This window comes from Schlesneria sp. (genome assembly GCF_036405755.1).
GTDB classification, from domain to species: domain Bacteria; phylum Planctomycetota; class Planctomycetia; order Planctomycetales; family Planctomycetaceae; genus Schlesneria; species Schlesneria sphaerica.
Genome location: NZ_DASWWZ010000023.1, coordinates 1 through 14,316, shown reverse-complemented (window position 1 = coordinate 14,316; position 14,316 = coordinate 1). Strand labels below are relative to the sequence as shown.

The 14,316-nt window shown below is 58.6% G+C and carries 9 protein-coding genes and 1 pseudogene; 6 read left to right on the top strand and 4 right to left on the bottom strand.

The annotated features are described in order from the left end of the window. Both VGE80_RS00825 and VGE80_RS00820 read left to right on the top strand, forming a co-directional pair. Window positions 1-1,759: pseudogene (locus VGE80_RS00825) on the top strand (hypothetical protein); the annotation flags it as partial. 400 nt (window positions 1,760-2,159) lie between these two features. Then, window positions 2,160-3,668 (top strand): DUF1501 domain-containing protein, encoded by a 1,509-nt coding sequence (locus VGE80_RS00820; RefSeq protein WP_440591330.1) that lies wholly within the window; start codon window positions 2,160-2,162, stop codon window positions 3,666-3,668. Between the two features lie 109 nt (window positions 3,669-3,777). On the opposite strand, the gene VGE80_RS00815 is transcribed toward VGE80_RS00820, so the two are convergent. Continuing rightward, window positions 3,778-6,288, bottom strand: a complete 2,511-nt coding sequence (locus VGE80_RS00815; protein WP_440591329.1) for a ComEC/Rec2 family competence protein — start codon at window positions 6,286-6,288, stop codon at window positions 3,778-3,780. Window positions 6,289-6,560: 272 nt separating this feature from the next. Here VGE80_RS00815 and VGE80_RS00810 point away from each other — a divergent pair, with 272 nt between their 5' ends. After that, entirely contained in the window at window positions 6,561-7,274 is a 714-nt protein-coding gene (locus VGE80_RS00810) for an endonuclease/exonuclease/phosphatase family protein (RefSeq protein ID WP_373649746.1), read from the top strand. 86 nt (window positions 7,275-7,360) lie between these two features. Here VGE80_RS00810 and sppA read toward each other — a convergent pair whose 3' ends face one another. Further along, on the bottom strand, window positions 7,361-8,392 hold the full coding sequence (sppA, locus tag VGE80_RS00805; protein ID WP_373649745.1) for a signal peptide peptidase SppA: 1,032 nt from the start codon (window positions 8,390-8,392) through the stop codon (window positions 7,361-7,363). A 424-nt stretch (window positions 8,393-8,816) separates the two neighbouring features. Here sppA and VGE80_RS00800 point away from each other — a divergent pair, with 424 nt between their 5' ends. Both VGE80_RS00800 and rpmA read left to right on the top strand, forming a co-directional pair. Continuing rightward, window positions 8,817-10,832: a TolC family protein gene (locus VGE80_RS00800; protein ID WP_440591328.1), complete on the top strand. Its 2,016-nt coding sequence runs from the start codon at window positions 8,817-8,819 to the stop codon at window positions 10,830-10,832. A gap of 159 nt (window positions 10,833-10,991) precedes the next feature. Next, a complete protein-coding gene (gene rpmA, locus VGE80_RS00795) occupies window positions 10,992-11,261 on the top strand; it encodes a 50S ribosomal protein L27 (RefSeq protein WP_373649743.1) in 270 nt (89 codons plus the stop codon). A gap of 100 nt (window positions 11,262-11,361) precedes the next feature. On the opposite strand, the gene VGE80_RS00790 is transcribed toward rpmA, so the two are convergent. Beyond that, on the bottom strand, window positions 11,362-11,832 hold the full coding sequence (locus VGE80_RS00790) for a hypothetical protein (protein WP_440591327.1): 471 nt from the start codon (window positions 11,830-11,832) through the stop codon (window positions 11,362-11,364). A 507-nt stretch (window positions 11,833-12,339) separates the two neighbouring features. Between VGE80_RS00790 and ilvB the strand changes: the two genes are divergently transcribed. Continuing rightward, window positions 12,340-14,130, top strand: a complete 1,791-nt coding sequence (gene ilvB, locus VGE80_RS00785) for a biosynthetic-type acetolactate synthase large subunit (RefSeq protein WP_373649741.1) — start codon at window positions 12,340-12,342, stop codon at window positions 14,128-14,130. Here ilvB and VGE80_RS00780 read toward each other — a convergent pair. Further along, the coding region (locus VGE80_RS00780) for a hypothetical protein (RefSeq protein ID WP_440591326.1) at window positions 14,117-14,316 on the bottom strand (200 nt) is incomplete at its 5' end. The genes ilvB and VGE80_RS00780 overlap by 14 nt on opposite strands.

The following is a 14,316-nucleotide window of genomic DNA, read 5'->3' as shown; positions in this document are numbered from 1 at the left end:
TGATCCATCTGCACTTGATCCATCTTCGTCTGAGACGTCTCTCCCGGAAAGAGACACGCAATCCAAAGAGGGCGAAATTCAGATCGTCGATGGCCGGAACTGGTCCGTGCGGCACTTTCATCGAAGTCTGACGTGTACCGCCTGCGGGAAACTCTATCTACCGACCGAGCCTCGTTTATTCAGTCATCTCTCTGCCGGGGCCTGCATTGTCTGCCGAGGTACAGGACGAACGACGGGGGACGGTCCGACGCCGGCCCCCTGTCCCGCGTGCCAGGGAACGCGATATCGAGACGAAGCGCGTGCAGTGCAGGTCGCGGGACGTTCGATTGCCGAGATGTGTCAGCTCTCTTCGTCGGAACTCATCAATGTCATCGAAGGACTGGGAGAGACTCTCAGTCCCGTCGAGGCTCAAGCGACGCTGCTGGTCCGGCGAGAAATCACTCGTCGCCTGGGGGATGTCATTCAGTTGGGCATGGGATATGTCACGCTCAACCGTGACGCGAGCACTTTATCGGGTGGCGAGACGCGGCGATTGATGCTGGCGGCGACAATCGGATCCGGTGTGACCGGAACTCTGCTGGTGATTGATGAGCTCTCCGCTGGACTGGCTGAAGAAGAAATCCCGCGGATGATTGCCGCACTTCGTCGGCTGCAGGAGCTGCGGAACAGCGTCGTCGTCGTCGAGCATTCTCCCTTGATCGTGCAGGCGGCAGACCATGTCATCGAGCTGGGCCCGGCAGCCGGTCCGGGTGGAGGGACGATCGTCTATCAGGGTCCGCCTCAGGAGCGCCCTGCAACTGCCGTCACAACGGAGCCGAACTCCACGGGTCACCAACTAACCTCCGCAAAGGCAGGATCGCTACGGCTCTCCAAGATCCAGCATCCTTATCTGAGACTGAAGGAAGCCAAGTTTCCGCTGCGGCGGCTCACGGTCGTATCCGGACCGGGTGGAAGTGGCAAGACCTCACTGACCACGCAGCTCTTGTTTCCGGCCGTCGGTCGTCGACTGGGGCTTGCCGGGGCGGGAGCTCTCGATCACTCGTACGAGCTGAAGGGGGGGGACGAGCTGGTCGATGCCGTCTTGATCGACCAATCCCCTTTAACCAAATCATCGCGCAGCAACCCGGCGACCTGGCTGGAGGTTTTTGATGAGATTCGTCAGACGTTCGCCATGACCGCGGACGCAAAACAGAAAGGCTTTACCGCGCAGAGCTTCAGCTTTAATTCGGCTCAGGGAGGACGCTGCCGCAGTTGCCTGGGGAGCGGCCTGCTGAAACAGGACATGAACTTTCTGCCCGATGTGACATTGCCCTGCCCGGAATGTCAGGGAACGAGGTACCGGCGAGAGATCCTGGAGGTCAAGTATCGCGGACGTTCGATTGCGGACGTGCTGGCGATGAGTGTCTCGGATGCCGCGGCGTTCTTCCGCAGTCAACCACGGGTCCAGTATCGGTTCCAGTTGCTGAAACAGATTGGCCTGGACTACCTCGTGCTGGGACAGCCCTCGGAAACATTATCGGGGGGCGAAGCACAACGGCTCAAGCTTGCTGCGCGACTGGCCATGCCCAACAAGGGACCGTCGCTGATCGTCTGTGACGAACCGACGACGGGATTGCACCCCAGAGATGTGGTCCGGTTAATCGCCTGCTTCCGCGAACTGATCGCCAACGGACACACCGTGGTGCTGGCGGACAACAGCCCTGAACTGATCGCCGCAGCCGATCATTCGATTCGTCTGGAACCGGCCACAAGCATTTGATCGCAAGAGTCGGAGTGACTTCCGACGCGCGGCTTCGGTCATTGACGCCAACCTTGTAAGCCAGCGTGCCTCATCAAGTGAAAATGGAAGGGAACGAGCGACCGCCGAGGGCCAGCCACGTTCAGACCGGCTCGACGGTTCGGCAGCGGGATTTCTCGACGCGGATGACTGAACTTCGCTCATCCGAAAGCGGGACTCTCTACTCGTCGCCTTCCCCCGAGGGGGGAAGAGAGAAACCCCCGGGCATCGGGGCCTGCATTCGAGCAGAAATTCCCGGAATTTCCCAAAAACGAACCAGCTCCTACAAACGGCAGAAACGTCCCGGTTTGCGGCGGATCTGGTGGGCTGAAAGTGGCTGAAGCGGAAACGTTTCTGATTGCGACAGACTGATTAATCCGATATGACAATTCAATCAATGTTGATCGGTGAGTCGCCGCGTGGAGAGAAGTACATGCCTGCACAGAACCCCTCATTCTCTCATCCCTCGATCAGTCGCCGTGCCGCTCTGCAAGCTGGGGGAATCGGCCTACTCGGACTGGGGATGAACCACGTTGAAGCGCTGAAGGCTGCGGACATCACGACTTACCGCGCGCCAAAGACGGCCAAGTCGGTGATTTACATCTTTCTGTCCGGTGGACTGGGACAGCACGACAGCTTCGATATGAAGCCAGAGGCACCGGATAACATTCGGGGCGACTTCCGACCCATTGCCACGCAGACGCCGGGCCTGGAGATCTGCGAGCACTTGCCGCTGCTGGCGCAACGGAGCCACCTGTGGTCGGTCTGTCGTTCGCTTACCCATTCGACGAACGATCATACTGCCGGGCACCTGATGATGCTGACCGGCAAATCGATTCTGCCACCCGGGTTCGATCCGAACGGCCCCAAACGCACAGACTGGCCTTCGATTGCCGCAGTCGCTCGTTCGGTCACACGTCCCCGTAACAATCTTCCTCCCGCAGCCGTGCTTCCGGAACGGCTGGTACATTATTCCCGCCGCGTCCTTCCGGGTCAGTTCGGCGGGCTGATGGGAAGTCATCGCGACCCCTGGTTCATCGAAGCAGCGCCTTTCGACCCTTACTGCTACGGAGCCTATCCTGATCTGGCCTTTGACCACCAGGAACGTAAAGGTGTCTTCTCGAAGGATCGCAAGTTCCAGATTCCAGATCTGATCCTTCCTGCCGAGCTTTCGTTCGATCGCTTCGGCCGGCGGATGAGTTTGCTGGAGTCGATCGAGAATCAGCGAAAGGAACTTGACCGCATCGCCGGTTCGGAATCCTTCGACCGATCGCGGCAAGGGGCCATATCGCTTTTGACCGACCCCAAGGTCAAAAGGATTCTGGACGTCACCAAAGAGAGCCCCGAAACGCTCGACCGCTACGGCCGGAACTCATTCGGCTGGTCGCTGATCATGGCCCGCAATCTGGTCGAAGCGGGTGTGAATCTCGTCCAGGTCAACCTGGGGAACAACGAGACCTGGGACACGCACGGCGAGGCCTTCCCGCACCTGAAAGACAACCTGTTCCCACCGACGGACAAGTCGCTGTCTGCCCTGCTGGATGATCTGCAGGATCGTGGGCTGCTGGACGAAACGTTGATCGTGATGGCAGGCGAGTTCGGTCGAACGCCGAAAGTGACGCACCTGCCGGCGCACTACAAGTTGCCGGGGCGCGACCACTGGGGCCCGGTTCAGTCAGTCTTCTTTGCGGGAGGGGGAACGCAGGGGGGGCGCATCGTCGGAGCATCAGATAAGATCGGAGCCTATCCCGTCAGCGATGCCCAGAAGCCGGAAAACCTGGCCGCCACGATCTACTCGGCCTTGGGACTTCCCGATACGGCAGCCTGGTATGACGATCAGGAACGCCCGACGCATATCTTCGAGGGAGCCCCGATCGCCGGATTGTTCTGACCGACCCGTCCGCCACGCGAGAAGGCTTTCGACCGACGCGGGGACACCTTCGACGTGAGCTCTCGGCGCAGAGATGCTTTTCGGCCGACTGACGCTGAGCGCCGGTACTTCATCGATGCCGTCTGGTCTGTTTGAACGTTTCCACTTCCAGCTCTCCTTCGGGAGTGATGCGGAAGCGGATGGAACCGTGACGGGCTGTTGTCAGGATCTGGGTTTCGGGACCATAGCGCTGTGTCAGTCGGTCAGCCGCCCCGCTCTCAGGGGTACTGATCACCAGATAGTCCGGTGTGGCCCAGCGCGCCAGATCCGTGGGGTTCGCTTTCAGGCTGCCATGATGGGGGGACAGCATGACGTCCGCATGGAGCGGGGGCGACCTCAACAGCCGTTCCAGCCCGTCCAGTTCGAGGTCGCCCGTTAACAGAATTCGCCGACCCGCGTATTCGACGCTCAAGATGAGACTATTGGGATTGTCCTGCGACGAACGAAAATCGCGAGGGGGGTGGATGACGTTTAGAGAGACCGTGGGGTCCAGAACGAGGGACTGTCCTTCTGACAATAGTCGTACAGACGCACCGGAACGAGAAGACTGTTCGATCGCGTCCGCGACCGGTGGTTGACTCCAGTCGAGAAAACTGCGGTGAACGAAGAGTCCTCCGGGTGACACGATGCGACTCAGTTCCGGCAGCGCATTGCAGTGATCTCCATCGGCGTGTGAGACGATAACGGCGTCCAGCCGCGAGCGTCCGGTGGTCCAGAGTGCCTGTGAGATCGTGCGTGCGACGGACGCTCCACCGACCATGCTTCCCGCGTCGTAGAGTGCCGTTCGTCCATTCGGACATTCGATCAGGACGCTCAATCCATGTCCCACGGAAATAAAGGTGCAGGTGACACCCCGTTCGGGAGGGCGGACCAGTTCCCACGTCAGGCCGATCACAATCCAGCTCAAGCCGGCTCGCACGGAGAGTGCCGGTCCCCAGCGTGACCGCTTCATGACAACCAGCGGGAGCAGTGTCAGCGCGTAAAATCCCGTCAGCCACCAGAGCGGCGGGGAAGGGACGTAGACGTGTCCGGCATCAATCCGAGCCCCCGTGTGAACAGACCAGAGGAAACCACGCAGGAACTGATCAAAGATCACCCCCAGCCAACCGAAGAGACTCGACCAGACGACTCCTAACAACAGGAACGAGTAGCCGACCCAGAACATGATCGTCATGGGCAGGACCAGGAGCACCGTCAACAGGGAACCGACGGGAGAGACCAGATGGAATTCTCGCGCGATCAGGGGTGATGTCAGCCCCCAGACAGCGAATCCCACGACCGTCGCGTCGATCGCCGCTCGCAGGAACTTGCCTCCGAGCGCAGTGAGGTACGAATCTGGAAGCGGAGCCTCTTCACTGAGGACTTCGGTCTGCTGTCGAACCAGCGAGAGCCACTGCATGGCGTGCAGAATGGCAAACACCGCCAGGAAGGAAAGCTGCGCACCGGTATTGAACAGATCGGTCGGATTCCAGGCGAGCACCGAAAGCCCGGCCAGCGCCAGGGAGTTGCCCACGGAACCGCTTCGCCCCAACAGCTTGCCGAAGGCGACGATCACCGCAACCACGGTGGCTCGTACGATCGGCGGGTTGGCATCGGTCACCATCGCGTAGACCGGAAGCGCGATGAGCACAATCCATGTCGAGGTTGCTGCCGAGCGTCCCAGCCAGCGACTGAGGGACCAGAGCCAGCTCCAGAGCAGCCCGACATTCATCCCCGAGATCGCCAGCACGTGCAGCATCCCGCTTTCCCGGAAGGCTCGACGAGTCTCTTCATCAATCTGAACTCGACTGCCTAGCAGCATTGCCTGGGCGACGGGGGCCGTTTCGGGTGTCAGCCATGTGGCAATGAGTGTCTCGGCACGCGTTCGCAGTCCACCACGGAACACCAGCAGCCAGTCCCACACGGTTCGCTCACGACCAACGACTTCGACTCCATCCGCATGATCGGTCCGGAAGACGCTGAACACCCCTTGGGACTGCAGAAATTTTCGCTGGTCAAAGTCGCCGGGATTGGACGGTTCGAGGGGCAGTGCGAGTTTGCCCGTCATTCTGAGGAGATCTCCCAGTTCGAGTGTCGTGATCGCTCCCTGCACGGAGACGCGCAGGGTTCCCGATACCGTCAGCGAATCGGTGGCGTTAAGGGCCAGCGAACGACACTCCAGCAGAAAGCACGTCTGGTCCGGGTTCTGCCAACTCGTCAGATTGGAGGCGGGTTGATGCACAATCCACGGGGCCTGAATGATCTTTCCCACGACACACGCCACGGCGGGTTCGTTCGTGGCGGAATTGGCAATGTCATTCTCGGCCCGGCAGTTCCACCGGTAGTGATGCCAGGCAGCGGCCACACAGAACCAGCTCAGCACAAGCATCAGCACGGCAGGCCATCCCCGCTTCCCCCGATACAGACCGAGCCAGCAGAGTGCACACGCGGACGTCAGCCCCAGCCAGAGGTCGAGCGGCAAAGGAAAAGCACGGTCGGCCAGAATGCCGAGCGAGGCGGTGACAGCAATCACGATCGCCGGACCACGCGGGCGTTCCAGAGATTCGGCCGGTTTGTCAGGCAGTTCAAAGATTTGCGACATTAGAATGCCTCTTGTCGGCTTATCGAACGGACGCGGCTCAACTCCTGAAGAAAGACCTGATCGAGCACCTCGACACCGTGCAGGCGATCCAGATACTGCCGACTTTTTGTCTCACAGGGAAGAGCAGAGCAGGGATGCTCGCGTCGCATGCCAGAGGGTAACCGCGCTGGGGAGAGGGAGGAGATCGTCGCTGATGACAAGTTGAAATTGAGATTCCAGTGGTCTATCGCGTACATTGGGGCAGACATCGACAATCAAGCGGAGCAAAGTGCGTGCGAGTCTTGAGCTATAACATTCACAAAGGGATCGGCGGACGCGATCGCCGCTATCGGATTCAGCGGATTATGGATGTTGTCGCGGCAGAAGCCCCCGACATTGTCTGTCTGCAGGAAGTGGATCGGAACGTCGGCCGAAGCCGGTTTGACAACCAGCCCGCCCTGTTCGCCGAGAAACTGGAACTTCCGCATTCACTCTATCAGTTGAACGTGCATACGAAGACGGGTGGTTACGGTAATCTGCTGCTGTCCCGCTGGCCCTTTCAGAGCCATCATCAAGTTCAACTGACGCTGCAGACGAAGAAGCCGCGCGGCGCGCAGATGGCCCTGATCGAGACTCCTCAAGGGTTACTGCATCTGGTGAACTGGCATCTGGGGCTGGCCGAGCGTGAACGGCACTGGCAGAGTCGCCGTCTGCTGGAACATCACCTGTTCCGCGAGGGGGGAAACCTGCCGCAACTGATCATTGGGGATACCAATGACTGGCGGAATACCTTGGCAAAAGGCCCCTTCCAGATTCACCGGTTTGAACAGCTCACGTCGCCCCCGTCTCGCTTCCGTTCGTTTCCGGCTTACCTGCCGATGGGAGCACTGGACAAGGTATTCTGGCGCGGGACGTTTGCGCGGTTGTCGGCACATATTGCCCATCGGAAACTCGCCCGGGACGCGTCCGACCACTTGCCGCTGATCGTCGATTTTGAACTTCGCTGACGGCGCGGGGGACCGATGCCTCGCCCTGGGGATGACGCGTTTCCTTACCTGAACCCAGTCACATCACAGGATCCAGTCGCATCGGCTCAGGGCAGGGGAGGCAGCCACGAGCAATAGTACATCGCGCGTGGAACCGTCGATTCGACGAAGGACTTCCACGGGTCGGACGACTGCTGAGCTTTCCCCCCCAGCAACAGATCGACCACGGAAGAAGGAGTTTCGTAGCTGACGATGCGCGGGTTCTTTAGATTAATCCTGGCCCGCAGCGCTTCCAGTGCATCTTCCTCGTACCCGATCTCGTCGATCATCCTGTTCTTCAGGGCGTCATCGGCAGTGAAGATCTGCCCCGTGGCAATGGTTTCGACCGCCTGACGGTCCAGCGGTTCGCGGTTCTCATCAATGACCGAGATGAACTTCTGGTAGGACTGATCAATGATATCCGCCCAGAGCTTTCGTTCCGGTTCCTCCAGCGGCTTGAAAGGGTTCAAAGCATCCTTGAAGGGACCCGTTTTCAGGGAATCAGACGTGACACCGAACTTGTCCGCCAGCTTACTGAAGTCATAACGGGGAAGGATGACGCCGATCGAGCCGGTCCAGGTTGTCGGCTCTGCAAAGATCTTCGCTTCAGGGCCGGCCCCCATCGCGATGTAATAACCGCCCGAAGCCGCCATCCGCTTCATTTGAACATAAACGGGCTTCACTTCCCGCAGTTTTTGCAGGCGATGGTAAATTTGATGACTGTCAGCCACCAACCCCCCCGGGCTATCAATGACCAGCAGGACGGCCTTGACGTTGTCATCTTTCGTGACATGTTCGATCTGCTGGATCAGGCGTTCGGTGAAGGGAGGCATGATCGTCCCTTCCGCCTTGAGGACAGCCACTTTCTCTCTGGCAGTCTCGCTTCCCGAATGGAACCGTTCGCGGGGAGGATCGACTTGAGAGAAGTACTGGCGGTAGGCCGAGTACAGGCCGAAATTGAACAGCAGCGACATCACCAGAGCCGCCAGCAGAAACTTGATCAGCCAGCCCCTCCAGATGCTCGGTGCCTGGGTCTGCACGAGAATGGTCTGCGGCTGTCCCGCTTTGCCGGGGGGAGTCACGATCGTGGTGTCGTTCATGTTTCAGAAATTCTCCGATGTCCAATTGGCCGCTGCAAAGCGGTTCCTGCAGCGTAGTCTCGGCATGGCAGCCAGTCCAGAGTGCGGACGGGAAAGGAATACGCTGCGCAAGACCGTCCGGTTGGGGAATTCCCTTCCCGCTTGAGAATAAGAGAGGAATCAGGCCACAGCGCTGATTCAATTCCCGCTTTCGGCCGGCCCGAGCGAATCGATGTCCCACGCGGTGTGCACGTGAGAACCAATTCACAATAGGCAAAACAGAGAAACATTCGCGTTCGTGACGAAACTACCGCCTCAAACCCGCCGGTTTGAATCGATTTTACGCCCTCTTTGTCGAGACGGGTGCCGATGAGATGATGCGGAACAGCAGCAGGAAGTGTTTGACCGGGTCTGAAATCAGACTCGCTCGTCAAGGAGGACGAGAATGCGGCCGGGCTTGACGTGGAGAGCGTGCTTAGGGTTGACCTGTGTCAGCCTGATCGTCGGCGGCTGCATGCGCCACGCCAAAACACCAGCGGCATCGTCCGGTGTCGACACTGTCCACTACGCTCATCTTGCACATCACATTGAAGTCCCAGAGGGGACGGACACGAATGATCCGCTCTACTCCACTCCTCAGCCGATTTCGCTGACCAGCCTGGAGACACAGAGTTATGTGGAAATGTCGCTCGAAGAGGCAATGCAGCATGCACTCGCCAACTCCAAGGTAATGAAAGACCTGGGGGCCACTGTTCTGCGAGCCCCGGACACGGCCCGATCGGTGAACGACCCCTCGCTGGTCGAAACCGATGGACGTTATGGTATCGAAGCGGCCCTCAGTGCGTTCGATGCTCAGTTCACCACCAACGCCTCGGTCGAACACAACAACCGGGCACTGAATAACGTCTTCTTCGGCGGGGGAACGCGCCTGCTGCGGCAGGATTTTTCCGTCTGGCAGACTCAACTGTCAAAGACTTCAGCGACGGGTACTCAGTTCGCCGTCAAGAACTACACTCAGTACGACGCCAACAACGCCCCCGGTAACGCATTCCCCAGTGCATTCACAACCTGGATGGACATGGAAGTCAAACACCCGCTGCTGCAGGGTGCGGGAACCCGCTTTAACCGAATTGCAGGTCCCAACGCCGTGCCCGGCTTCGTCTACGGGGTCGTGATTGCCCGTATCAATACCGACGTCGCATTGGCGGATTTCGAAATTGGCGTTCGCAACTTCATCAGCGATGTCGAGAACGCCTATTGGGACTTGTACTTCGCCTATCGTGATCTCGATGCCAAGGTGGCCGCTCGAAATGCCGCCCTGGAGACGTGGCGAACCATCGAGGCCCTCGGTCCGCGTAAAGGGGGCGAGGCACAGAAAGAGGCGCAGGCACGCGAACAATACTACCGCTTCCAGGAAGATGCCCAGAACGCCCTCAGTGGAAAACTGATGGACGGAACTCGAAACGTGAACGGAAGTTCCGGGGGAACTTTCCGCGGAACGGGTGGTGTCTTTGTCGCCGAACGCCGCTTGCGCCTGCTGATTGGTCTGCCCATCAGCGACGGAAGTCTGATCCGTCCCTGCGATGAACCGCTGCGGGCCCGGATCGAATACAACTGGGATTGCAGCCTGATGGAGGCGCTGACGCGACGTGCAGAACTCCGCCGTCAGAAGTGGCAGATCAAAAAGCGAGAAGCGGAACTGGAAGCGAACAAAAACTTCCTGCTGCCGCAACTGAATTTGTCCGGCCGCTATCGCTGGCGCGGTTTTGGTAACGATCTGTTCCCCAATGGCGGATCAGGCCAGTTCAACAACGCCGTCGGCGACCTCGTGACGGGCGATTTCCAGGAATGGCAGACCGGGGTCGAGTTGACCTTTCCGATCGGCTTCCGCCGTGCGTATGCCGCAGTACGGCATGCCGAACTGCAACTCGCACGAGAACGACAACTGCTGTTCGAGCAGGAACGATATATCGTCTACGACCTCAGCAACTCGATCTCCGAAGTTGAACGGGCCTATACCGTTGTCGAAACGAACTTCAATCGCCGGAATGCGGCAGCAGAACAGCTCGCTGCTGTCAAAGCCGCGTTCGAGGCAGAAAACGCGACCCTGGATACGCTCCTGGATGCTCAGCGTCGCCAGTCAGATGCCGACACGGCGTTCTACCGGTCGCTGGTCGAGTACCAGTTGGCGATCAAGAACGTGCAACTGGAAAAAGGGACGTTGCTGGATTACAATGACATCTCGCTGAATGAAGGGCCTTGGCCTGACAAGGCTTACGAAGATGCGGCAGATCGGGAAGCTCATCGCGGGCTACCTGAAGCACAGCCTCTTCCCTGGACGCATGGTCCCATCGTCAGCGAAGGGAACATGATTCCCTCGACATCTCATTACCAGGTTTCGGTCCCCGCGGAAGCGGAAGAATCTCACTCATCAGAGGAGTCTTCCCCCTCGTCAGAGTGAATTTGCGAGATAACCTTGCGAATTCAACCTGTTTCGACCACAATTCGGGTCCGCGCCGAGAAAGCGCAAAATATCAAGACAATCTGCGACGGCCTCTTTCGGCATGACTCGTAGACTATGGCGGAATAAACAGGCTCGTCGAATCGAAGGATATTCAGCATGGCACATAAGAAGGGACAAGGGTCCAGTCGTAACGGTCGTGACTCCAAGGCAAAACGACTTGGTGTTAAGAAGTTCGGTGGTCAGGTCGTGATTCCCGGCAACATTCTGATCCGTCAGAACGGCACCAAATGGCACCCCGGCAAGGGGGTCGGCATGGGTCGCGACTACACTCTGTTCGCCCTCGTCAGCGGACGAATCTTCTTCGATCAGGAAGGTCGCCGAATCAATATCAGCCCAGAAGAAGTTGCTGCTGCTGAAAACAACTGATGAAATGGGATGGACAACATCCATCCACCCCATCAAAAGAGAGCCCTCACGGTCACCCGATTTCCGTGAGGGCTTATTTTTTGCCCTCTCACCAGCGGCCTCAAATGGCTGAGACGGGCTCGAACTGAGCGACCAGCTTTTCCAGCGCGTCTTTGGGATTCATATTGAAGAGCGCCTTTCCTCCGGTCCCCCAGGCCCCCTGATGGAAGTGAAACAGGGCAGTCGCATCACGCACTGTCGAAACAGCCGCAACGTCTTCCATATCACCTCCTTCAATCGCTTCAAACCGGATGTTGACGCCCACGAATGCCGTCAACAGGCGAGTTGTTTTATCTCGACCGAACGTCACATCGTCGGACCATTCGCAGTCGACCCAACGTAAACCGCGGGGCTTTCCCACCGACTGAGCCAGGTCAAAGAACTTGGCTTCAAGCAATTCGCGACGCTGATGGAACAACTGAACCGCCTGACGTGCGTCGCGCCGCTGCCACTGTGCCGCCAGGGGGATCGCGGCGAATGCAAAGCCCACGAGACACAACAGCAGGAATGCCAGCGTCCAAACCCAGACCATACTTCACCTGCTCTTTCGTACCGCACCCTCATCCGAATGTGCGCCGCCAGCGACAGGACCTGACTCAGACGAACCTTGTTGGTCCAAAACGCTCATCATAACAAGATTCGTACGACGATTGTCTTTTCTGCTGTCGGAGATCCCTGAAACCGTCCATTGAGGGGGCGGAATCAGGCCTCAGGTCGTCAGGACAACTTCGTGATCGCGGCTGTACGGGATTCCGAAACTCCGCTCCGCCATTACCGCGACAAAGACTTCCGTTCGGGCAAACTCGACCGTCTCGCGGGAAGCCGCTGAACGGCCTCCCGTAATCACCCTTAGTCACTTATTAAACACGAGTTACAGCATTTTCTCCCGACAAAAACGCCCTGCCACTAAAAGAGCACTCGAAACTCGCCATTTGCATGTATAGACTGATTGTCAGGTTGCGGTCGCGGCCGGGCCTGTTTTATTGCTTCAGGGAACGACGTTTCCCATGTCCAACTGCTTGTTTGAGGAACACTGATCGTGTCGACTATCTCCGCCAGCCAGCCATTGTCAAACGCCACGCAAACGCTGACCGGGGCCGATGTCTTCGTCGAGTGCCTCATTCGACAGGGAACCGACGTCATTTTCGCCTATCCGGGCGGCTGCAGCATGCCTCTGCATCAGTCGCTGACGCATCGCAGCGCCGAGATTCGAACCATCCTGCCACGCCATGAACAAGGTGGTGCGTTCGCCGCACAAGGCGTGTCGCGAACTACGGATCGCGTGGGCGTCTGCATGGGGACCAGTGGTCCCGGGGCGACGAATCTGGTAACGGCAATCGCCGACGCCAAGATGGACAGCATTCCCATGGTGGCCATCTCGGCTCAGGTTCCAACCAACCTGATCGGGAGTGACGCTTTTCAGGAAACCCCGATGGTCGAAATCTGTCGGGCCATCACCAAGCATCACTATCTGCTGACCAGAACAGAAGACATCCCCCGCGTCATCAAGGAAGCGTTCCACATTGCCCGCACGGGACGACCTGGCCCTGTGTTGATTGACGTCCCCAAGGACGTTCAGCTCAACAAGGTAACCTGGGACGTGGACTATGATCCCGAAATGAACTTGCCCGGCTACCATCCGGAAGTTCGACGGGCGCATCCCAACCAGATTCGCGCGATCCTGAAAATGATCCGGGAATCCAAGAAGCCGATCTTCTATGCCGGGGGCGGGATCATCCAGGCCAACGCTTCGGAAGAATTCACGAAGTTTGCTCGCAAGACCGGAATCCCTGTTGCCACGACCGTGATGGGGATCGGCTGTTTCCCCGGCGACGACCCCCAATCCCTGCATATGCTTGGGATGCACGGCACGGTGTACTCCAACTACGCCATCAACGAAGCAGACCTGCTGCTGGCGTTTGGTGTTCGCTTTGATGACCGCGTGACCGGGAAGCTCAGCGAGTTCGCTCAGCACGGCAAAGTGGTGCACGTCGATATCGATCCGTCAGAACTGCACAAGAACAAAGTCGCCGACATCGGCGTGGTCGCCAACATCAAAGAAGTGCTGCAGGGACTGAACGCGATGATCGCGGACGATGACGTCCCCAAGATCGATGAGTGGTGGGATAAGGTCAATGGCTGGAAGAAGCAGTACCCGCTTCGCGTTAAGGACAGCGGTGACTACATCATCCCTCAGTACGCCATCGAAGAATTGTGGCGGCAGACCAAGGATCGCGACACGTACATCACCGTGGGCGTGGGTCAGCACCAGATGTGGGCGGCACAGTTCTACAAGTTTGATCGCCCTCGACGCTGGCTGAGCAGTTCAGGCTTGGGAACCATGGGCTTCGGTTTGCCAGCCGCCATGGGTGTTCAGGCCGCGCATCCGGATTCCCTGGTGGTCGACATCGACGGCGATGGCTGCATGCTGATGAACGTGCAGGAACTGGCGACGCTGAAATGCGAAAACCTGCCCGTCAAGACGCTGTTGCTGAACAACCAGCACCTGGGGATGGTGATGCAGTGGGAAGACCGTTTCCTCGAAGGAAATCGTGCTCACACCTATCTGGGACCCGTTGATCATCCGGAAGCGGTCGGAGCAGGCGAGGGGGGACATTACGAAGAGACCTACCCGAACTTCGTCCAGATCGCGAAGGGATTCGGACTGGGTGCCGCTCAGGTTCGCAGCAAGAAGGAATTCCCGGCGGCACTCAAGGCCATGCTGGATTACGATGGCCCTTATGTGCTGGACGTCATCTGTCCCTACCAGGAGCACGTCCTGCCAATGATCCCCGGTGGCAAGACCGTCAAGGACATTATCCTCGAGTAATGTTCCGACACGTCGCAACCATTGCGACGACTGCCAGCTCACTTTTCCGCCCTTCTTGAGCCTTCCCTCGCTCAAGAAGGGCGCAATTCTGCGGATCGTGAGCTTCCACTCTGCGACCTCCCTGACGAATGTCGCCCCCATTCATGCCGGAGCGGGACCAGAGGCCGAGCTGACGATTCCGGATTC

Excerpts from the sequence above, each read along its gene's own strand:
- VGE80_RS00820 (WP_440591330.1), top strand. The coding sequence starts at position 2,160 with ATGACAATTCAATCAATGTTGATCGGTGAGTCGCCGCGTGGAGAGAAG.
- VGE80_RS00815 (WP_440591329.1), bottom strand. The coding sequence starts at position 6,288 with ATGTCGCAAATCTTTGAACTGCCTGACAAACCGGCCGAATCTCTGGAA.
- sppA (WP_373649745.1), bottom strand. The coding sequence starts at position 8,392 with ATGAACGACACCACGATCGTGACTCCCCCCGGCAAAGCGGGACAGCCG.
- VGE80_RS00800 (WP_440591328.1), top strand. The coding sequence starts at position 8,817 with ATGCGGCCGGGCTTGACGTGGAGAGCGTGCTTAGGGTTGACCTGTGTC.
- rpmA (WP_373649743.1), top strand. The coding sequence starts at position 10,992 with ATGGCACATAAGAAGGGACAAGGGTCCAGTCGTAACGGTCGTGACTCC.
- VGE80_RS00790 (WP_440591327.1), bottom strand. The coding sequence starts at position 11,832 with ATGGTCTGGGTTTGGACGCTGGCATTCCTGCTGTTGTGTCTCGTGGGC.